Annotated in this window: 20 protein-coding genes and 3 pseudogenes; 11 read left to right on the top strand and 12 right to left on the bottom strand. The window is 43.4% G+C overall.

Annotated features, from left to right (window positions below; genetic code table 11):
• The 5 genes from rng to PR675_RS12610 all read right to left on the bottom strand — a co-directional run bounded on the left by rng (position 1) and on the right by PR675_RS12610 (position 4722).
• Complete coding sequence (gene rng, locus PR675_RS12630) at positions 1-1470, bottom strand: ribonuclease G (protein ID WP_004925530.1); 1470 nt, start codon at positions 1468-1470, stop codon at positions 1-3.
• The gene (locus PR675_RS12625; protein WP_060561382.1) at positions 1467-2054 is read right to left on the bottom strand and encodes a Maf family protein; all 588 of its coding nucleotides are present in this window, start codon (positions 2052-2054) and stop codon (positions 1467-1469) included. The genes rng and PR675_RS12625 overlap by 4 nt, the downstream gene beginning before the upstream one ends.
• A 40-nt stretch (positions 2055-2094) precedes the next feature.
• Positions 2095-2583, bottom strand: a complete 489-nt coding sequence (gene mreD, locus PR675_RS12620; RefSeq protein WP_004925536.1) for a rod shape-determining protein MreD — start codon at positions 2581-2583, stop codon at positions 2095-2097.
• A gap of 39 nt (positions 2584-2622) precedes the next feature.
• Positions 2623-3591 carry a rod shape-determining protein MreC gene (gene mreC, locus PR675_RS12615; RefSeq protein WP_004925539.1) on the bottom strand — a complete coding sequence of 323 codons (969 nt, stop codon included), beginning with the start codon at positions 3589-3591 and terminating at the stop codon, positions 2623-2625.
• An 87-nt stretch (positions 3592-3678) separates the two neighbouring features.
• Positions 3679-4722 (bottom strand): rod shape-determining protein, encoded by a 1044-nt coding sequence (locus PR675_RS12610; protein ID WP_014657562.1) that lies wholly within the window; start codon positions 4720-4722, stop codon positions 3679-3681.
• Positions 4723-5354: 632 nt separating this feature from the next.
• Here PR675_RS12610 and acuI point away from each other — a divergent pair.
• From acuI to fis, 11 genes are all read left to right on the top strand, one after another.
• Entirely contained in the window at positions 5355-6338 is a 984-nt protein-coding gene (acuI, locus tag PR675_RS12605) for an acrylyl-CoA reductase (NADPH) (RefSeq protein WP_036943050.1), read from the top strand.
• Between the two features lie 231 nt (positions 6339-6569).
• A complete protein-coding gene (gene aroQ, locus PR675_RS12600; protein WP_004925554.1) occupies positions 6570-7013 on the top strand; it encodes a type II 3-dehydroquinate dehydratase in 444 nt (147 codons plus the stop codon).
• A 39-nt stretch (positions 7014-7052) separates the two neighbouring features.
• Positions 7053-7529, top strand: a complete 477-nt coding sequence (accB, locus tag PR675_RS12595) for an acetyl-CoA carboxylase biotin carboxyl carrier protein (RefSeq protein ID WP_004925558.1) — start codon at positions 7053-7055, stop codon at positions 7527-7529.
• Positions 7530-7541: 12 nt separating this feature from the next.
• Positions 7542-8888: an acetyl-CoA carboxylase biotin carboxylase subunit gene (gene accC / locus PR675_RS12590; RefSeq protein WP_004925561.1), complete on the top strand. Its 1347-nt coding sequence runs from the start codon at positions 7542-7544 to the stop codon at positions 8886-8888.
• Positions 8889-9027: 139 nt separating this feature from the next.
• On the top strand, positions 9028-9384 hold the full coding sequence (locus PR675_RS12585) for a YidH family protein (RefSeq protein WP_004925566.1): 357 nt from the start codon (positions 9028-9030) through the stop codon (positions 9382-9384).
• Between the two features lie 8 nt (positions 9385-9392).
• Positions 9393-9695: a DUF202 domain-containing protein gene (locus PR675_RS12580; RefSeq protein WP_004925569.1), complete on the top strand. Its 303-nt coding sequence runs from the start codon at positions 9393-9395 to the stop codon at positions 9693-9695.
• Between the two features lie 141 nt (positions 9696-9836).
• Positions 9837-10079 (top strand): YhdT family protein, encoded by a 243-nt coding sequence (locus PR675_RS12575; protein WP_004925572.1) that lies wholly within the window; start codon positions 9837-9839, stop codon positions 10077-10079.
• Positions 10069-11532, top strand: a complete 1464-nt coding sequence (gene panF / locus PR675_RS12570) for a sodium/pantothenate symporter (RefSeq protein WP_053109792.1) — start codon at positions 10069-10071, stop codon at positions 11530-11532. The genes PR675_RS12575 and panF overlap by 11 nt, the downstream gene beginning before the upstream one ends.
• A gap of 17 nt (positions 11533-11549) precedes the next feature.
• A complete protein-coding gene (gene prmA / locus PR675_RS12565; RefSeq protein ID WP_060561381.1) occupies positions 11550-12434 on the top strand; it encodes a 50S ribosomal protein L11 methyltransferase in 885 nt (294 codons plus the stop codon).
• Between the two features lie 317 nt (positions 12435-12751).
• Complete coding sequence (gene dusB / locus PR675_RS12560; protein WP_014657558.1) at positions 12752-13717, top strand: tRNA dihydrouridine synthase DusB; 966 nt, start codon at positions 12752-12754, stop codon at positions 13715-13717.
• Between the two features lie 24 nt (positions 13718-13741).
• A complete protein-coding gene (gene fis / locus PR675_RS12555) occupies positions 13742-14038 on the top strand; it encodes a DNA-binding transcriptional regulator Fis (protein WP_004258438.1) in 297 nt (98 codons plus the stop codon).
• A gap of 569 nt (positions 14039-14607) precedes the next feature.
• On the opposite strand, the gene PR675_RS12550 is transcribed toward fis, so the two are convergent.
• From PR675_RS12550 to PR675_RS12520, 7 genes and pseudogenes are all read right to left on the bottom strand, one after another.
• Positions 14608-15003, bottom strand: a complete 396-nt coding sequence (locus PR675_RS12550) for a hypothetical protein (RefSeq protein ID WP_004925592.1) — start codon at positions 15001-15003, stop codon at positions 14608-14610.
• Between the two features lie 18 nt (positions 15004-15021).
• Positions 15022-15192, bottom strand: coding sequence for a hypothetical protein (locus tag PR675_RS12545; protein WP_004925596.1), 171 nt, complete (start codon positions 15190-15192; stop codon positions 15022-15024).
• 4 nt (positions 15193-15196) lie between these two features.
• A complete protein-coding gene (locus tag PR675_RS12540; RefSeq protein ID WP_223854669.1) occupies positions 15197-15433 on the bottom strand; it encodes a WYL domain-containing protein in 237 nt (78 codons plus the stop codon).
• A complete protein-coding gene (locus PR675_RS12535) occupies positions 15418-15894 on the bottom strand; it encodes a hypothetical protein (RefSeq protein ID WP_014657556.1) in 477 nt (158 codons plus the stop codon). Before PR675_RS12535 ends, PR675_RS12540 begins: the two co-directional genes overlap by 16 nt.
• A gap of 212 nt (positions 15895-16106) precedes the next feature.
• Positions 16107-16943: pseudogene (locus PR675_RS12530) on the bottom strand (DUF932 domain-containing protein).
• A gap of 13 nt (positions 16944-16956) precedes the next feature.
• Positions 16957-17380 (bottom strand): annotated as a pseudogene (locus tag PR675_RS12525) (antirestriction protein).
• A 91-nt stretch (positions 17381-17471) separates the two neighbouring features.
• Positions 17472-18345 (bottom strand): annotated as a pseudogene (locus PR675_RS12520) (GTPase family protein).
• Positions 18346-19368: the final 1023 nt, after the last annotated feature.

The following is a 19368-nucleotide window of genomic DNA, read 5'->3' as shown; positions in this document are numbered from 1 at the left end:
CTACATCATGATGACATCAAACTGTTCCTGACTGTATAACGATTCAGTCTGAACTTTAACCTGCTTACCGACAAAAATTTCCACTTCCGCAAGGGCATGAGACTCGTCACCAGTCAGTGCATCAACCACTGATTGGGAAGCATAAACTAAGAACCTATCTGCATCGATTGTGCGATGAACACGAACAATTTCTCGTAAAATTTCATAACACACGGTTTCAACCGATTTTACTGTGCCACGCCCTTGGCAAGTTGGGCACACATCACACAAAACATGTTCAAGGCTCTCCCGGGTACGCTTACGCGTCATTTCCACTAGCCCTAGCTGAGAAAAGCCATTGATCGTGGTTTTTACTTTATCTTTACTAAGCGCCTGCTCCAAAGAGGCTAAAACACGGCGACGGTGCTCGATATCACTCATATCAATAAAATCGATAATAATAATACCGCCCAAATTTCTCAGCCGTAACTGACGAGCAATCGCTTGGGTCGCCTCTATATTGGTGTTAAAGATGGTCTCCTCAAGATTGCGATGCCCTACAAACGCCCCTGTATTGATATCGATTGTCGTCATCGCTTCAGTTTGATCGATAATCAAATAACCACCTGATTTCAATTCGACTTTCCGATCCATCGCGCGTTGGATCTCGTTCTCTACGTCAAACAAATCAAAAATCGGCTGGTTACCTTGATACAATTCAAGCTTAGCTGTCATTTCAGGAACATATTCTTCAATAAACTCCTGTAACTCCTTATAGGTTAGACGAGAATCCACACGAATTCTATCTAATGAAGCCCCCGCAAAATCACGAATTATCCGGTAAGCGAGTGATAATTCGCCATAAATTTTGGTGCGAGTGACATTACGTTTCTTCCGTTCAATGACTTTAGCCCACAAACGTTTGAGAAATGCCGCATCTTGCTTCACTTCATCTTCACCCACCCCTTCAGCAGCGGTGCGTATGATAAAGCCACCATTTTCATCGCAATATTGAGACACGCACTCTTTTAAACGCTCGCGTTCACTTTCACTTTCAATGCGCTGTGACACACCAACATGTGAAGCTCCCGGCATAAATACCAGATAGCGGGAAGGCAATGTAATATCTGTCGTGAGCCTTGCACCTTTCGTGCCTAAGGGATCCTTCACAACTTGAACAATCAAGTCTTGCCCTTGTTTAACAAGTTCAGCGATATCTCTAACATGGAAATTCTTTTGCTCATCCCCAGCAATGCACTCGGTATGAGGCATAATATCGGAGGCATGTAAGAAGGCAGCTTTATCCAGACCAATATCAACAAAGGCCGCCTGCATACCGGGCAACACACGGCTCACACGACCTTTGTAGATATTCCCTACAATTCCTCTTTTTGCTTCTCGCTCTACGTGGATTTCTTGCAAAATCCCACCATCAATATAAGCAACGCGCGTTTCAGATGGTGTAACATTTACTAGTAACTCAGCCGTCATGACATCCCCTTACCATCACTTAACGCTAAAAATCGTTGTATTAATTCATCTGTTTCTACTAACGGTAAACCAACAACTGCATGATAGCTGCCATTTATACGCCTTACATAACAGCCACCCTTACCTTGGATCCCATAGGCTCCAGCTTTATCCATAGGCTCCCCTGACTTTATATAATCCTGTATTTCAGTTAAAGATAACTCGCGGAACGTCACATCTGTCACAATCAATGCGCTGAGTGTGCGATCCATATCCGAGATTGCGACAGCCGTCATCACTTGGTGCGTATTTCCCGAAAGGGCTGACAGCATTTCTTGAGCATGCTGTTCATGGCGAGGTTTCTCTAGGATTTGATTATTAAGAACAACAATGGTGTCTGCCCCAATTACCGGGCATTTTTTAGGCGCTATTTTAACCCCCGCCTGTGATTTCTCCCGCGCCAAACGTTGAACATACGCTTCAGGAGTTTCACCCGGTTGCCATTGTTCCTCAACGTTGGGAAGCAAGATATCAAAATGATATCCTAATAGTTGCACAAGCTCTCTTCTTCTCGGCGAACCAGAAGCCAAATAAATATAACTCATAAAACGATATTCCAGAGATAATTGCCAGCCGGTAAAAATCTTAACACACTGAAAACTGACGACGAATTTTCCGTAATAGCAAAAACAGCCATGGCCACAGAATACCATTTACGAGACTATTCCAGAATACTTGAGGGTGGAATAATACCTGAGAAGAGACAAATTCAGCCCAAAAAACAGTCATATCCAGTATGATTGTCAGCAACACAATGATTAAGGCTTGCTGCCACAGCGCCATATTTCTCAGTAATTGGTATTTATAGGAGACAAGATAACAAATAATACTGTATGAAAGGGCGTGAACCCCCAATGCCGAACCTTGAATAGAGTCAACAATAATGCCAAGAATAAAGCTCGTTCCCACACTTACACGGTGCGGTAACGCCATAACCCAGTAGATAAGGATCAAAAGTAACCATGATGGCCGATAAAACGTAAATTGTTCCGGCCATGGGACCAATTGCAAAATCAATGCAATGAAAAAAGAAATCCAAATAATACTGCGACCATTACCGCGATATTCATCCATTTAACTAACCCTCTTTACCCATAGCCATTATACCTTCCTTTATGGTTGGGCTTCTTGAGACATTGATGGAGGTAACGGTGGACCCTGAATTTCACTCGGGTTTGGTAATACTTGTGGGAGCACCTTCATCAGACGCTCATTGGCAGCGCGATAGACCTCTGAAGGCTGTAATGGTGTAACGGCATCGTTATCATTACCCCATAATAGTAACAAATAGCGTAAGCGCTGCAACTCAGCACTTGGCCTTGCGCTAATAATCGTATAAGCCCGCTGAGTATCGTGCTTAACATTAGAGACAACGGCCACAGGGTAGCCTTCAGGGAAACGACCACCTAAACCGGATGTGACCAAAACATCCCCAACGCGAATATCCGTATTTTCAGGCAGTGGCTCTAACTGTAAGTCATCGGCACACCCCGACCCCGCGGCGATCACTCGGATATCATTACGTAATACCTGTACCGGTAGCGCATGGGTCGTGTCACAAATCAGCAAGACGCGACTATTAAATTGGCTAACACCAACGACTTGCCCTACAACCCCTTTATCACTAATGACGGGCTGCCCTTCGTACACATTATCATTTTCACCTTTATCGATAACGACTTGGTCTCGATAAGGCGTGTTCGCTCCCGAGATCACTTGTGTGACCATCATGTGTTCATCTTGACGGAGCGGTGAGCCAAGTAATTCTCTCAGGCGAGCGTTCTCTTGCTTTAATTGTTCGAGCAAAAGACTATCTGCTTTTTTCAACAACAATTCCTGACGCAATGCCTTATTTTCAAACTGGAGTTGTTCACGCGAGGAGAAATTTTCCGAAATATTATCAAGAAATTGACGTGGGCCATTAGCCAAAAAGTAAAATGGGCTAACCGCCGTGTCTAGATAGTTACGGATTTTATTGAAAGGCTCAAAGCGATGATCGATCACGACCAGTGCGATTGCGGCAATAACAGCAATAAAAATACGCAGCTGGAGCGATGGACCTCGCCTAAAAATCGGCTTCATGTATGGCTGTGTTTCACTAAGTTCGGAGGAACAAAAATAGGCAAATCAGCAGCCGGAGCCAAAGCCCCAGCTTGCCTATAGCGTTATTTAGTCATCGCTAAACAGATCGCCACCGTGCATATCAATCATCTCTAGTGCTTTACCGCCACCACGAGCAACACAGGTCAAAGGATCTTCAGCAACGATAACAGGTATACCTGTCTCTTCCATTAGTAAGCGATCGAGGTTACGTAGCAGAGCACCGCCGCCAGTTAATACCATACCGCGTTCTGAAATATCAGAAGCTAATTCAGGAGGGCACTGTTCTAATGCTAACATGACAGCACTAACAATACCGGTTAGTGGCTCTTGCAATGCCTCTAAAATTTCATTTGAATTCATTTTGAAGCCGCGCGGCACACCTTCAGCGAGGTTACGACCACGAACTTCTATTTCATAAACTTCATCAGTTGGGTAAGCAGAACCGATACCATGCTTAATACGCTCAGCGGTTGCTTCACCAATTAAAGAGCCATAGTTGCGACGAACATAGTTAATGATCGCCTCATCAAAACGGTCACCCCCAATGCGAACAGAAGAAGAATAGACAACACCATTCAACGAAATAACCGCTACCTCGGTAGTACCACCACCGATATCAACAACCATTGAACCTGTCGCTTCAGAAACCGGCAACCCAGCACCAATTGCCGCAGCCATAGGTTCTTCAATTAAAAAGACTTCACGTGCACCCGCACTTAACGCAGATTCACGAATTGCTTTACGTTCAACTTGAGTTGCGCCAACAGGAACGCAGACCAGCACGCGAGGGCTTGGGCGAAGGAAACTATTGCTATGAACCTGTTTGATAAAATGCTGAAGCATTTTTTCAGTTAAGAAAAAGTCTGCAATAACACCATCTTTCATTGGTCTTATCGCTGAAATGTTACCTGGTGTACGCCCCAGCATTTGCTTAGCTTCACCACCAACAGCCGCGACGCTTTTTGGCGTACCTGAGCGGTCTTGGCGAATAGCGACAACAGAAGGTTCATTTAATTTTACGCCTTGTCCTTTGACATAAATAAGGGTATTGGCCGTACCCAAGTCAATTGACAAGTCATTAGAAAACATGCCACGAAATTTTTTAAACATAACGAAAGGGTTATCCTGCAAGCTGGGGACGAATAAAAACCCGTCTACTCTACCAACCACTTGAAGCTGTCTCAAGGCGTTAATGAGCCGCTTCGAAAAATATGGTTAATCCATCTGTTGTTACAGCACAAATGACTGTACATGCCTCTTTAGAAAACGAAGCAGATAACAACCTTTAAAAAGAGCCATTTATTGGTGAGTAAATTTAACTTATTTATGCATAAATTTATCAACAGACAATAGCACTTTGGTTGTTATATACGCCGTCTTCTCTTCCACCCTGTGTTGACAAGTTTTTATAGCTACAAGTTCAAATAATATTTTGTTATTTTTTTTATTGTTGCACATCGACTAGCTTCACAGCTAAACACGTGCATTTTCTGTATGTTAGTTCCATTACTCACTAAAGAAACTAGGTAATGGTACTTATTCACAAACAGAAATCTTCGTAACGTGATATTTTGCACGATAAAACAGTGTTTATGCCAGAAAAAATTACATTTTTACAAATTAATTACAATAGTAATGATACGAGCGTCACAACTCACTCGGTTGCGATAAAGTTGCCATGATAGATATCATTCATTATTCTTAAATTGACTAAAAAATCCCCTCAAAATTAGGAGCGAAGTATGAAAGCCCTCGTCCTACAGAAACACGATGACCAACTCACATCCGATATCCAATCCATTCCCACTGAACAACTTCCTGCTGGCGATGTTATCGTGGATATTTATTGGTCCACATTAAATTATAAAGATGCCCTCGCTATCAGTGGTAAGGCAGGGATTGTACGTCAATACCCCATGGTACCCGGCATTGATTTCTCGGGTGTCGTACACCACAGCGAAGATCCTCGCTTTAGTGTCGGCCAACATGTTTTACTCACAGGCTGGGGTGTAGGCGAAACGCACTGGGGTGGACTGGCGACACAAGCTCGTGTTCCCGCAGATTACCTCACACCGCTTCCTGAAGATCTATCACTACGCCAAGCGATGATTATCGGTACGGCAGGCTTCACCGCTATGCTCTGTGTCAACGCATTAGAAGATGCTGGGATCACGCCAGAGAGAGGGGAAATTATTGTCAGTGGCGCTAGCGGCGGTGTCGGCTCTACCGCAATACAGCTTTTATCATCGTTAGGCTATGATGTCGTTGCCATCTCAGGACGCGCCGAAAACAGTGACTATTTGCAGCAAATAGGGGCAAAAAGAGTGCTACCACGAAGCCAATTTACCTCCCCGGCCAAACCACTTGATAAGCAACATTGGGCTGGTGCAGTTGATACGGTAGGCGCAGAGGTACTCGCGAATATATTAGCCCAAACACAATATAATGGTGCTGTCGCGGCTTGTGGCCTAGCCGGAGGATTTTCATTACCGACGACTGTCATGCCATTTATTTTGCGCAATATTCGCCTGCAAGGCGTCGATTCTGTTTACTACCCTGCCGCGAAGCGCTCCGCCGTTTGGCAACGCCTCACACAATTACTTCCTGAGTCATTTTATACACAGGTTACCTCAGAAATTACCTTAACGCAGTCCATTGAGTACGCACAAAAGATCTTAAAAAATCAGATAACAGGGCGTACACTGGTGAACATTTCGCGTTCATAATTTGAATTTGTGCGGAGATATTCAGAAATTTGGATTACCGCACAATTCAAAAAATAAATTCGGGTAATTTCTCTGATAAGACCAGTATTTTGCTGTCATATGCCACGAAATAATTATAATAGCGTTTTTTATCGATAAAGATTTCATTTATTTTTATGATAAAAGATGACAAACCGCCAACATCAGGTTATGTTGTCAGGTTATTGACATATCGTCGGAGTTAGCACCACAATGACAGAAGATATTCACATTTTACTCCTCAATGGACCGAATCTAAACCTACTTGGTACAAGGGAGCCAGAGAAATATGGTAATCAAACTCTGGTAGATATTGTCTCCAAGTTAACCGCAGAAGCGGAACAGCTAGGTGTAAAATTGAGTCATTTTCAGTCTAATGCAGAACATGAGTTGATTGAAAAAATTCATGCTGCAAAAGATAACGTAGATTTTATTCTGATTAACCCGGCGGCATTCACACATACAAGTGTTGCCCTACGTGATGCATTATTAGCAGTTGCACTCCCGTTTATCGAGATCCATCTGTCTAATGTGCATGCCAGAGAACCGTTTCGCCATCACTCCTATCTTTCCGATAAAGCTGTCGGTGTGATTTGTGGTCTTGGTGCTGACGGTTACAGTTTCGCGTTACAGGCAGCGGTTAACCGTCTGTCATAAATCAATTAAATCCAAATATAAGAGTACGGAATCATATCCATGGATATTCGTAAAATTAAAAAGCTGATCGAACTGGTCGAAGAGTCTGGTATTTCTGAACTGGAAATTTCTGAAGGTGAAGAATCAGTACGCATCAGTCGCGTTTCAGCTACTTCTCAGGTCATGACGGCTCCTCAACAATTTTATTCAGCGCCAGCAGCTCAGCCAGCATTAGCTACCGCTGTTGCACCTGCTCAAGAAGCGGCAGCAGCAGCCCCAGCTCCAGCAGCGGCTGCTGTTGCGGGCCACCAAGTTCGCTCACCTATGGTGGGAACTTTCTACCGTTCACCAAGCCCTGAAGCAAAACCATTTATTGAAGTTGGCCAAACTGTCAACGTCGGTGATCCACTTTTCATCATCGAAGCAATGAAAATGATGAACCAAATCGAAGCAGAAAAAGCAGGTGTTGTGAAAGCAATCCTGGCAGAGAACGGCGAGCCAATTGAATATGACCAGCCGTTGGTGGTTATCGAATAACGAGGCGTTTCCATGCTGGAAAAAATTGTCATTGCTAACCGTGGCGAAATCGCACTGCGTATTCTTCGTGCCTGTAAAGAGTTAGGCATTAAGACCGTAGCTGTGCACTCCGCGGCAGATAGTGATTTAAAACATGTGCTGTTGGCAGACGAGACTATTTGTATCGGCCCAGCAGCCTCCGCAAAAAGCTACTTGAACATTCCCGCTATCATTTCAGCGGCAGAGATTTCAGGGGCTCAAGCTATTCACCCAGGATATGGTTTCCTGTCTGAAAATGCTGATTTTGCTGAACAAGTTGAACGTTCAGGCTTTATTTTTATCGGACCAAAAGCTGAAACCATCCGCCTAATGGGCGATAAAGTTTCCGCTATCGAAGCGATGAAAATTGCCGGTGTTCCTTGTGTACCTGGTTCTGATGGTCCACTAGGCAGCGATACTGATAAAAACAAAGCTATCGCACAACGTATCGGCTATCCTGTTATCATCAAAGCCTCTGGCGGCGGCGGCGGTCGTGGTATGCGTGTTGTGCGTAACGAAAAAGATTTGGAATCTTCCATCAATCTGACGCGTGCAGAAGCTAAAGCGGCCTTCAATAATGATATGGTTTACATGGAAAAATACCTTGAAAACCCTCGTCATGTTGAAATTCAAGTTATGGCTGATGGTCAAGGCAATGCCATTTACTTGGCAGAGCGTGACTGCTCAATGCAACGTCGCCACCAAAAAGTCGTTGAAGAAGCCCCAGCACCAGGTATTACTCCTGAAGTTCGCCGCAATATCGGTGAGCGTTGTGCTAATGCTTGTATCGAAATTGGCTATCGTGGTGCAGGTACTTTCGAATTCCTCTATGAGAATGGTGAATTCTACTTTATTGAGATGAACACCCGTATTCAGGTTGAGCATCCAGTAACAGAGATGGTCACTGGCGTTGACTTGATCAAAGAACAGTTACGCATCGCATCTGGTTTACCATTATCAGTAAAACAGGAAGATGTTATCGTTCGTGGTCATGCGATTGAATGTCGTATCAATGCTGAAGATCCGAATACCTTTATGCCTAGCCCAGGTAAGATCACCCGTTTCCATTCGCCAGGCGGCTTTGGTGTTCGTTGGGAATCTCACATTTATGCAGGCTATAGCGTACCGCCATACTATGACTCAATGATTGGTAAATTGATCACCTACGGTGAAACACGTGAAATCGCCATTATGCGTATGAAGAATGCGCTTAATGAGCTGATCATCGATGGCATCAAAACCAATATTGAACTGCACCAAATGATCATGAATGATGAAAACTTCCAAAAAGGTGGCACTAACATCCACTATCTGGAGAAAAAACTCGGTATTCAGGAGTAATGACTGAAACACTGAGATTCACCTCTCATTCATCAAATACCGGAAAGTCACCTTTCCGGTATTTTTTTATCTCATAATCAAGCTATCATGAGTCACATACCCCAAACACCACCACGACAATCAACATAGTGAAAAAACCATGTCTTTTAAACGTAATAAGTGGAAAAACATTGGAAAAACGCCAGACTATCGATTCTCATTGGCGAATGAAAGAACATTTCTAGCATGGATCAGAACCGCGTTAGCACTATTAGCGGGTGCTATTGCCATTGAACAGCTCCTACATGAGGCTGCCGCCCCTTGGCTAAGAACCTTATTAGCGGTTTTTCTTGCATCTGCGGGGGGGATTACCGCCATTATGGCTCTTTATCGCTGGCGACAAAACGAAATCGCTATGCGCAAAGAGGAGCCGTTACAATACACCTCCTTTCTTACTATGATGACGCTATTCATTACCGTCATTGCCGTCATTTCACTCTTCTACGTTCTGCTATAGGCACTATCATGCGTGATCCTGGTTTACAGCCGGAAAGAACACAACAAGCCTGGAGCCGTACTTTGCTCCTGTTAGCAATCAATGGGTTATTGTTCTTACGACTAGGGCTAATACAGTCGTCATGGCTAGCGTTATTAGGAGCTGTCATTGCGATCGCCCTACTGTGCTTAATTAGCTTCAAAAGGAGTATTTCAACAGCGTATCAAAATAGTGGACTTAAGATAGATAGCTCACTTTTTCTTTATATTACGGCTTTTGCTATTTTTACTATGTCCATCCTATTGATTGTGCACCTGCTGGTAGATAAATAATACTTACTATCCTACATACTCAAAATTATCTTTGGTTGTAAACTAAGCACCTTGGCTTTCCTTGGTCTGTTTTTTTACACACATTCCTAGGTTTATCGTACAATCCCTGATTATTTTTATTTCTATGAGGGGGAAATACGTATGGATAAACGTTTTCTTCAATCAAACAGGGAAGCTCGCTGGTCACTCTATCTGACGCTCGCCTATTTAGTTGGTTGGGTTATTTGTGCCTATCTTCCGAGTAATGCGATTGGCTTGACAGGTTTACCTTTATGGTTTGAATGGTCATGTCTCATCCTACCGGTCATTTTCATTTTACTGTGTATTATGATGGTCAAAATTATTTTTAAAGATATTCCGCTGGAGGATAGGGATGCAGACTGAAGTTCTACTACCTCTAATTGGTTATCTTGCACTCGTATTCTTGCTATCTGTGTACGCTTATCGCAAACGCACAAAGGGAGAATTCCTCAATGAGTATTTTTTAGGGAATCGCTCTATGGGGGGTTTTGTACTCGCCATGACGATCACAGCAACCTATGTCAGCGCCAGTTCATTTATCGGTGGACCAGGAGCAGCCTATAAATATGGGCTAGGTTGGGTACTACTTGCCATGATCCAGCTTCCTGCTATCTGGCTATCACTGGGTGTACTAGGGAAAAAATTTGCCATCTTAGCTCGCCGATACAATGCAGTAACACTCAATGATATGCTTTATGCACGTTACCAAAGCCGCTTTTTAGTTGGGTTTGCAAGTATCAGTTTGCTCGTCGCCTTTTTCGGCGCAATGACCGTGCAATTTATTGGCGGTGCACGACTACTCGAAACCGCTGCGGGTATCCCTTATACCTATGGCTTAATGATTTTTGGTATCTCTATCGCACTCTATACCGCTATCGGTGGCTTTCGAGCTAGTGTGCTCAATGATGCCTTACAAGGCCTCGTTATGTTGTTAGGTACGGTTATTTTGCTTGTTGCGATCATTTACCATGCAGGTGGGCTTGGCGCGGCAGTCGAAAAAATTCAGGCCATTGACCCTAAACTGGTTTCCGTAGAAGGTGCCGATAATATTCTTAGTGGCCCTTTCCTTGCCTCTTTTTGGATTTTAGTCTGTTTTGGGGTGATTGGTTTGCCACACACGGCTGTACGCTGTATTTCCTACAAAGACAGTAAAGCCGTTCACCGTGGTATCGTAATAGGCACAATCGTGATGGCAATACTCATGTTTGGTATGCACTTTGCCGGAGCCTTAGGCCGCGCCGTCTTACCTGATCTCACTATTCCAGATCAGGTTATTCCAACATTGATGGTGCAAGTGCTACCACCTTTTGCGGCGGGTATTTTCTTAGCCGCACCAATGGCAGCAATCATGTCAACCATCAACGCACAGCTATTGCAGTCATCAGCTACGATTGTAAAAGATATCTATTTAAGCGCCGCCCCCGAACAAATTAAGAATGAGAAAAAGCTCTCCCGCATTTCGAGTTTTTCAACCTTAATACTCGGTATCTTGCTGCTGTTCGCAGCATGGGATCCCCCCAAAATGATCATTTGGCTCAACTTGCTGGCCTTTGGTGGACTGGAGGCAGTGTTTTTATGGCCACTGGTTTTAGGCCTATATTGGCAAAAAGCCAACAGCAAAGGAGCGATTAGCGGTATGATTGTAGGCGGCGTCTCTTATGCTCTACTGGCATCATTTAAAATCGAAATCATGGGGTTCCACGCCATCGTGCCTTCACTACTATTTAGCTTGATTGCTTTTATAATTGGTAATCTTTTCGGTAAAAATCCAGTACAATCGGCGCCCAATGAGCAGGCTACGCCCGCAAAAAATTAAGTTAAAAGAGAATAACTATGCCTTGGATACAACTCAGACTCAACTCAACAGGCCAACAAGCCGAAGCTCTCGGCGATGAACTTATTGAAAGTGGCGCAGTGTCAGTCACCTTTCAAGATAGTCATGATACCCCTGTTTTCGAACCGTTACCGGGAGAAACACGACTATGGGGCGATACGGATGTTATCGGCCTTTATGATGCTGAAACTGACATGAACATGGTTGTGGCACAACTTGAAAACAGCCCTCTGCTCGAAAAAGGTTTTGTTCACAAAATCGAGCAACTGGAAGATAAAGACTGGGAAAGAGAGTGGATGGACAATTTTCATCCTATGCGCTTTGGGCAACGCCTGTGGATCTGCCCAAGCTGGCGTGATGTTCCAGATCCTAACGCAGTCAATGTCATGTTAGACCCTGGCCTTGCCTTTGGTACAGGTACTCATCCAACAACGTCGTTATGTCTAGAGTGGCTGGATGGACTTGATCTTGAAGGTAAAACCGTCATCGATTTTGGTTGTGGATCCGGTATTCTTGCGATCGCCGCATTAAAATTAGGTGCAGCACAAGCTATCGGGATCGACATTGATCCACAGGCGATTATCGCAAGTCGTGATAATGCAGAGCGCAACGGTGTCTCAGAACGCCTATCGCTCTACTTGCCTAAAGACCAGCCAAAAGAGCTACAAGCCGATGTCGTGGTCGCCAATATCTTAGCTGGCCCATTACGTGAGTTAGCGCCTATGATAAGCGTATTGCCTCGTACAGGAGGTTTATTAGGGCTTTCAGGTGTCCTTGCTACCCAAGCAGAAGGGGTGGCCGATGCTTATCGTCAACTGTTTGGGATAGACCCTATCGCTGAAAAAGATGAATGGTGTCGTATCACTGGTGTCAAGCGTTTTTGACAAATTTATAATAAAAATCAGTGAATAATTTCTTTGAAATTAGGGCAGGAATAGATTATCTTATAGCTCAAATATTGTTCAACTGCTGGTGATATTCTATCCTGCTTGAGATTTGAACGGACTAACAGCGGTTTTCGTGTGCTTTTTTACAAACATACCTAACCCATTGTTATAAAAGACTAATAGTTGTATTTTGAAAAAATCAAGATAAAAAAGTTAGTGATAAATAACGGTTTGCTCAAAGTTTGTCCTTTCATATCTCGAAAAAAATGCGTAATATACGCGCCCTTGCAGTCACAGTATGGCCCCCTTTAGTTATGCGAATCGGACAATATCAGTTGAGAAACTGTCTTATTGCTGCCCCCATGGCAGGCATTACGGATAGACCATTTAGGTCACTCTGTTATGACATGGGTGCGGGGATGACGGTATCAGAAATGCTTTCTTCTAACCCACAGGTTTGGAAGACTGACAAATCGAGACTAAGAATGATCCATCGCGATGAACCGGGGGTGCGTTCCGTTCAAATAGCTGGCAATGATCCCGATGAAATGGCTGCCGCGGCTCAGATTAATGTTGAGAGTGGTGCCCAGATCATTGATATCAATATGGGCTGTCCAGCTAAGAAAGTGAATCGTAAGTTGGCAGGCTCTGCACTCTTGCGCTATCCCGATTTGGTGAAGTCTATCCTGTCGGCAGTCGTAAAAGCAGTAGATGTGCCTGTTACACTGAAGATCCGCACAGGTTGGTCACCTGAAGAACGAAACTGCATAGAAATTGCCAAATTGGCCGAAGATTGTGGTATTCAAGCGCTGACCATTCACGGCAGGACCCGTGCCTGTTTGTTTAATGGTGAAGCTGAGTACGACAACATACGGGCAGTTAAGCAGACTGTTGCCATACCGGTTATCGCCAATGGTGACATTACTGACCCGCTTAAAGCCAGAGCTGTCTTAGATTACACGGGGGCTGATGCCCTAATGGTAGGACGAGCAGCTCAGGGAAGACCCTGGATCTTTCGGGAAATCCAGCATTATCTGGACACAGGTGAAATGTTGCCCCCCATGCCTATGGCAGAGGTGAAGCGCATTATGATTGCGCACGTACAGGAGTTGCACGACTTTTATGGTCAAGGCAAAGGAGCCCGTATAGCGCGCAAACATGTCTCTTGGTATTTAAAAGAGCATGCACCTGATGACCAGTTCCGGCGCTCATTCAACGCCATTGAGGACGCCAGCGAACAGCTGGAGGTGTTGGAAGCATTTTTTGAATATTTTGCGTAAATAAAGATAAGAGCTGACAGAACTATGTTCGAACAACGCGTAAATTCTGACGTACTAACCGTTGCTACTGTAAATTCACAAGATCAAGTAACTCAAAAACCATTGCGTGATTCAGTTAAGCAAGCACTGAAGAACTATTTTGCTCAATTAAACAATCAAGATGTTAATGATTTATATGAGCTGGTATTGGCTGAGGTAGAGCAGCCTTTGTTGGACATGGTTATGCAATATACCCGTGGAAACCAGACCCGTGCAGCCCTGATGATGGGTATCAACCGCGGTACTCTGCGTAAGAAGCTGAAAAAATACGGCATGAACTAATCCTAGTCGGTTAATGCTTTGTTTTTAAAGGCGCAATAGTGAACAACTATTGCGCCTACCCCTTAAAACGACTACACAATTGACTGCACAGAGAAAACATAGTCTATAATGTTATTTTCATTTTATTCAAAATGACATACCTAGCCTATACCTTTAGGAAAACAGTGAAATTGTTCTTGCCATTCAATCTGTTCTGCTTTTATCCAGCCTATTTTATCCGACTCTACTAAATTGCCATACGGAGTGGCAGCCTGATAAAGCTGCACCCATGTGTTATCGGCAGTACGTTTAGCGACCCAAAAATACTTCAGTGTTCCAGGCTTTGGGTAGGAAGTAAAGAAGTAAAGGAAGGGCTATTTGGATACTCATAAACGATGATCGGGTTTTTAGGCTCGTTGAGAAAAGAAACACATTCACGATCACTGAATACAGAAGAAATCTTAAGGTCAATGCTGATGATCCCTAACAGTGAGAGCCCAATCGGCAGCATTTTATCGATATTGCGTGGAAACATTAGACAATGATCTCAATATGTTTAGCCAATATTTTTTGACGAATGGCAACGTTTCTCATGGCTGCTCACCTTGAGTCGTTAAAAAGTAATGGTGAATTTTTTTGTGGCTAAAAAATCCACAGCCAATCGCAATTAATAGCGCACAGACGATAATTAGGCCGATAATAACTGAGAGTGTTGTGCTGACTAGGTTAGGGCTAAGGCGAAAGGTGTAGTGGATACTGCGAAATGCACATATCACCCACAGCAGCAATTGGGCGAGACATTGAGGGATAATCAGTGCAAGTACATAAAGTATGAGGTAGAACAGCGGAATGGCAAAGGGGCTTAGGACTAGCCCCTCGAGGCTGAAATGTGTGACGAGTATTATGGTGAGTATGAAACACAGAATGAGGGTGATAATGAATGCGATGCGTTCAAGACCTAGGCGAATGTGTGCAAGGGTATTCATTAGATATCTCCTATTAATTTAAGCTTGCTGAAATGCTTGAGTTTGCTCTTGTGACGGAATGTGCCAATCATGACCGCAATCACGGCACATCCAGCCAGTTCCCCACAGAATAATGTCTTTATCAGAATGGCAATGTGGGCAATCGGTCGGGAGTGACGGAGGAGTAGACAAAATTGAATGATGTAGCATGGGATTATCCTTCTGTTGTTGAAATGAGGGGCATCAGCAATTGCGATATCAATCGAAAATGCGGTAACGCAGCGATAAAACTGTTTTGTTGCGAAAGTTGGTTGATATTTTTTTGGGGAATAAATGTACTGGATAGTGGTTTAACGGACTGAATATCTTCCAAAAGAAACACATGGACTTTCTGGTGGTATTCCGCCAATAAATACCATTGCCCTTCTCGGTAAATTAATTGATAAGGCATAACGGGTGAAAACGGCGTTCAGCGGTCAGTAAGGTAATGTGCTGATAGCCTATGATGGCATAGACTAATTGATAAAAATGCTCGGCATGCTCCGCTGAAGTTTGGTGGGCGTGATGCCAAATCAAATAAGGTGCATGGGGCTGCTGAGTTAACAGTAATCCCAGTAAGCGACTGTCTAGCCCCGGAAACAATCGAGTCATTCCAATCTGTTTCACAAAGGTAAGAACATCTTTGTCTCGATAAGCTTTTAGCGTATTGATGGGTAAGCGATAACAACCTTGCCGACCTTCTACCCCCAGATAAGCCAAGCGTTCACGTAAATCCCGTTGTAACGTGCGTTCAGAAACATTGAACTCTTGGGCTAAACATGAGAGCACAAGGCTTTCTCCTGCCATTAATCGGGTAATCAGTGCCGATAAACGCATAGCCATACGGTCATATTTTCGATTTGTTGGAAGCATAAACGCGTGCTCTTGTGTACAAACATCATGTTGTTATAAAAAGGAAAAGTGTAACGGAGGGAGAGGACAGGTTATGTCTGTTGGGAAAAATTCTCATTGAGCTATTTAGTGATAAAAAGTGAATTCTAATGAATTGATAAATAAGGTTATGTTGTTTATTTAGACAATGAGAAAAATGAGGGATGACGACAAAACCTGTCAGGGAGGGAAAATTAGTTGGGTTGGCGAGAAGCGAGTTGGTTAAATAAGGTATCCGCCATCACCCACAGGGCTTTATTAAGTTTGATATCGCCATCAATCCCATTCACTGAACGAGTGCGAGCGCGCTTACCTTTTGCGGTACGACCTGATAATCCCCCTTTAATCAGATTTTCTTGTAGGCGTTGGTACACTGTCCATAAGTCTTCTTTTTTATCTTCAAAACGGCGAGGCTGTAGAACTTATTCTCGTGTGACAGGCTGGAACTCTTCACCAAAGCGGTAGGTCAAAGCCGCTTCAGCAAAGGCTTGCTGGGCGGGTGGCGGTAACAATAGCGACTGCATACTTTCGCATTTTTCAGTGACCTGTTCGAACGTATCGAGTACCTCATAAGCGCCTTCAATTACTTTGCCCACCACATCCCCTTTATGAGGCACACGCACTTCCCCCAATACATCGCCGTAAATCAGCCCATTCGCACAGACTTGGCGAAATAATCCCGGCAACATTTGGTAGCTGCTGGTGCCATCATGGCTATTGAGCAAGATAATTTCAGGGACTTGGCTCCCCGTAATTTGGTCATGGCGACGTAATCGAAGCATATGCTTGGTGTATTCTCGGCGGCTGACATCACGCACGCGAGTTTGACAGGCAAAGAACGGGTAAAAACCTTCTTTTTGTAGACTGTCTAACAAGGTGATGGTGGGAATGTAAGTATAGCGTTCACTACGTGACCCATGCTTATCTTCGGAGAAAACGCTCGGTACAGTACGGAATAATTCTTCAATGGTGAGTGGACGGTCACGACGAATACTGTTAGCAGAACCAAAACGCGGAGCTAATAAACTCATGATAGACTCCTGATCAATCAATTAAGTGGAAAATGGCAGCTGATTCGGAATGTTGTGAAGCGTAGTCACGCAACTGATAAAAGCGGTCGCACATCACTTCGCTTTCTGTTTGGAATGACCAGATGCTATACAGGATAAGGCATACCGCAATGCCTGCCGCCTCTTGGCGCACGGTGGCTTCATTGCCGTTGTGCATGTTGAATAGGGTTAAGGTGTCCGCGTTGATATCGGGGTAGAAAAACACCACCATTACTGAGCGTGCCGTACTCCCAATAACCGCCACGGTATTCATCGCAGAATTGTCCCATTGTGGTGAAGATCACCACTTCAAATGTGGCCCAACCTTTTACTGCACCAAAATGGTTGAACCAAAAATCAAGGCGTTGTTCATCGGGAACGAGTGTCATTGCAATAGCAGATTCAATTTTATTATTCATCAGTTGATACTCCAGGAAAAAGAAATAAAAAAGCGCCAATCCCGTTAAGGACTGGCGCTGAGAGTGATAAGTAATGAGTTAAGTTAAGAAGCTAAAAGAACAGGCTCCACAGGGATTTAGCGACGGAGACGATGCTGTTTTTGGCTATACTAATCGTGCTTTTTATCAAGACAGGTAGAGGAAAGGATGTCTATCAGCGTATCGACGACATCACTGACACATTACCCAAAATCGTTACGTGCAGAATTTTCCACAGATTGCGTCCGATAAGGGCGGTGCAGTTGCCTAGCTACCCCGCTGCTGGCTTGTGCTGGTAACGTCTGTATTAATTGCTCTGCTAATTCAGTCAGTTGATAGTTTTCGATTGCAGATACAATCATCACAGGGTTATGTGGCTTAAAGGCGGTTACTACGGCTTTTTGCTTTAATTCTAAGTTAGCCGATTGCTCAGGGGATGGCTGGTGGTACAGCTCATTCCATTGGCGACAGGGCTCTATTTTGTCAGCTTGGTTCAGCACAAATAGAAAACGGTTTGGATGATAACCACATTGTTCAGTCAGAAAGTGGTAGCACTGTTCATCCGATGACCATGCTCTGTCATCGGCTTTGAGTACCCAGATGATAAAATCCAGTTCTGGCAATAAGTTACGGTATAGCGAGTGGTACTCTTTATCTCGCTCAAGGCTTTCTCCTACGCCGGGTAAATCCACAAAGGTGAGTGTGTGGTTGTTCATCGTCATACTGAAGCGCTGAACCTGTCGTGTGCAGCCAGAGACATTACTGACATGGGATAGAGAGGACTGAAATAGCGCGTTGATAAGGCTGGATTTTCCTGCACCTGTCTTACCCATGATTCCAATGGTGGGTGAGTAGTTGATTAAGTGGTTGAGTTGGGTGGAAAAGAGCGTTTGAAATGAATGCGGTAAGGTGGATAGTGCTGTTTTAAATGGATTCCTTTGGGACATATTGCTCCTTGAAATAAAAGAAAATAACAATTATTCAAAGAGATAATATATATCTGAGATTATTTGTAATGATACGAATGGTGGCACGGTTTTCAAAGAACACTCACCGAGCTTTAACGACAACCAATTGTGCATATAAGGTGAATAAACATAAAATGAGTTGATGAATGACAGGGCTTTAGTAAAGTAAAAAAGCGCCTCTGTAAGCCGAGGCAAATACTTGGAATATTGATTATTTGTTCTATGAATACCCAAATTTCAAATGGGTAGACGAATGATATCAACAAAAGTTATTTAATCCAGAAATAAATTATAACAAATTACAAGGGTGATGATTTGTAAACGATTGGCTTACGATGAATATCTATATTCAATAAGTTAGATTAATTGAAGCTGACGTCTTTTTCTCAATAGGAAAGGATAGAGAGTGTACGATGTAATATCGTGACAAATATTCTGAAAAAATGGAAAATGGACATAAAAAAATGTTTTTTTATATGTTAATTCGATAAATCACTAAGTGTTGGAATAAAATACATTTTAAGCGTGGATTTTAAGAGCATTACACTATGTTGTTAAGACGGTTAATCCCTGTGGAATTAAATGTTAATCTAAGAGTGTTTTTTTATTTTTATTAATCAATGAGTTATCTAATTTTTTCTGTATGAAATATTTAGTAACATAGTTTATTTCTATGTACATTAGAACTTACTGGGCTTGTCGTGAATTAGTGTGTTTTTTGTTCGAGGTTTATTCTGATACTGCTTTAATTTGACATCTTTATTAGCATTATATAGCGAAATTTCAACCAGTTTACGCTAAGTCACTTATCCTAGAGAGATACAAAAAGGTCGACAGGTTTACAGTCCATTCATAAGATTTTATTATCCTTAATGTAAATCTTACCGTGCGCACTGGCTGAGATGACGGAAATTAATAGATAATTACATTTACCTAACTCAACTTGTCATTTTGGATAAAGGATATCGCTATGCCAACTCCATGTTATATCTCTATCGAAGG

The organism is Providencia sp. PROV261, from assembly GCF_028477945.1.
Lineage (GTDB): Bacteria > Pseudomonadota > Gammaproteobacteria > Enterobacterales > Enterobacteriaceae > Providencia > Providencia stuartii.
This window is presented reverse-complemented; position numbering and strand designations above follow the sequence as displayed.

Excerpts from the sequence above, each read along its gene's own strand:
- rng (WP_004925530.1), bottom strand. The coding sequence starts at position 1,470 with ATGACGGCTGAGTTACTAGTAAATGTTACACCATCTGAAACGCGCGTT.
- PR675_RS12625 (WP_060561382.1), bottom strand. The coding sequence starts at position 2,054 with ATGAGTTATATTTATTTGGCTTCTGGTTCGCCGAGAAGAAGAGAGCTT.
- mreD (WP_004925536.1), bottom strand. The coding sequence starts at position 2,583 with ATGGATGAATATCGCGGTAATGGTCGCAGTATTATTTGGATTTCTTTT.
- mreC (WP_004925539.1), bottom strand. The coding sequence starts at position 3,591 with ATGAAGCCGATTTTTAGGCGAGGTCCATCGCTCCAGCTGCGTATTTTT.
- PR675_RS12610 (WP_014657562.1), bottom strand. The coding sequence starts at position 4,722 with ATGTTTAAAAAATTTCGTGGCATGTTTTCTAATGACTTGTCAATTGAC.
- acuI (WP_036943050.1), top strand. The coding sequence starts at position 5,355 with ATGAAAGCCCTCGTCCTACAGAAACACGATGACCAACTCACATCCGAT.
- aroQ (WP_004925554.1), top strand. The coding sequence starts at position 6,570 with ATGACAGAAGATATTCACATTTTACTCCTCAATGGACCGAATCTAAAC.
- accB (WP_004925558.1), top strand. The coding sequence starts at position 7,053 with ATGGATATTCGTAAAATTAAAAAGCTGATCGAACTGGTCGAAGAGTCT.
- accC (WP_004925561.1), top strand. The coding sequence starts at position 7,542 with ATGCTGGAAAAAATTGTCATTGCTAACCGTGGCGAAATCGCACTGCGT.
- PR675_RS12585 (WP_004925566.1), top strand. The coding sequence starts at position 9,028 with ATGTCTTTTAAACGTAATAAGTGGAAAAACATTGGAAAAACGCCAGAC.
- PR675_RS12580 (WP_004925569.1), top strand. The coding sequence starts at position 9,393 with ATGCGTGATCCTGGTTTACAGCCGGAAAGAACACAACAAGCCTGGAGC.
- PR675_RS12575 (WP_004925572.1), top strand. The coding sequence starts at position 9,837 with ATGGATAAACGTTTTCTTCAATCAAACAGGGAAGCTCGCTGGTCACTC.
- panF (WP_053109792.1), top strand. The coding sequence starts at position 10,069 with ATGCAGACTGAAGTTCTACTACCTCTAATTGGTTATCTTGCACTCGTA.
- prmA (WP_060561381.1), top strand. The coding sequence starts at position 11,550 with ATGCCTTGGATACAACTCAGACTCAACTCAACAGGCCAACAAGCCGAA.
- dusB (WP_014657558.1), top strand. The coding sequence starts at position 12,752 with ATGCGAATCGGACAATATCAGTTGAGAAACTGTCTTATTGCTGCCCCC.
- fis (WP_004258438.1), top strand. The coding sequence starts at position 13,742 with ATGTTCGAACAACGCGTAAATTCTGACGTACTAACCGTTGCTACTGTA.
- PR675_RS12550 (WP_004925592.1), bottom strand. The coding sequence starts at position 15,003 with ATGAATACCCTTGCACACATTCGCCTAGGTCTTGAACGCATCGCATTC.
- PR675_RS12545 (WP_004925596.1), bottom strand. The coding sequence starts at position 15,192 with ATGCTACATCATTCAATTTTGTCTACTCCTCCGTCACTCCCGACCGAT.
- PR675_RS12540 (WP_223854669.1), bottom strand. The coding sequence starts at position 15,433 with ATGCCTTATCAATTAATTTACCGAGAAGGGCAATGGTATTTATTGGCG.
- PR675_RS12535 (WP_014657556.1), bottom strand. The coding sequence starts at position 15,894 with ATGCTTCCAACAAATCGAAAATATGACCGTATGGCTATGCGTTTATCG.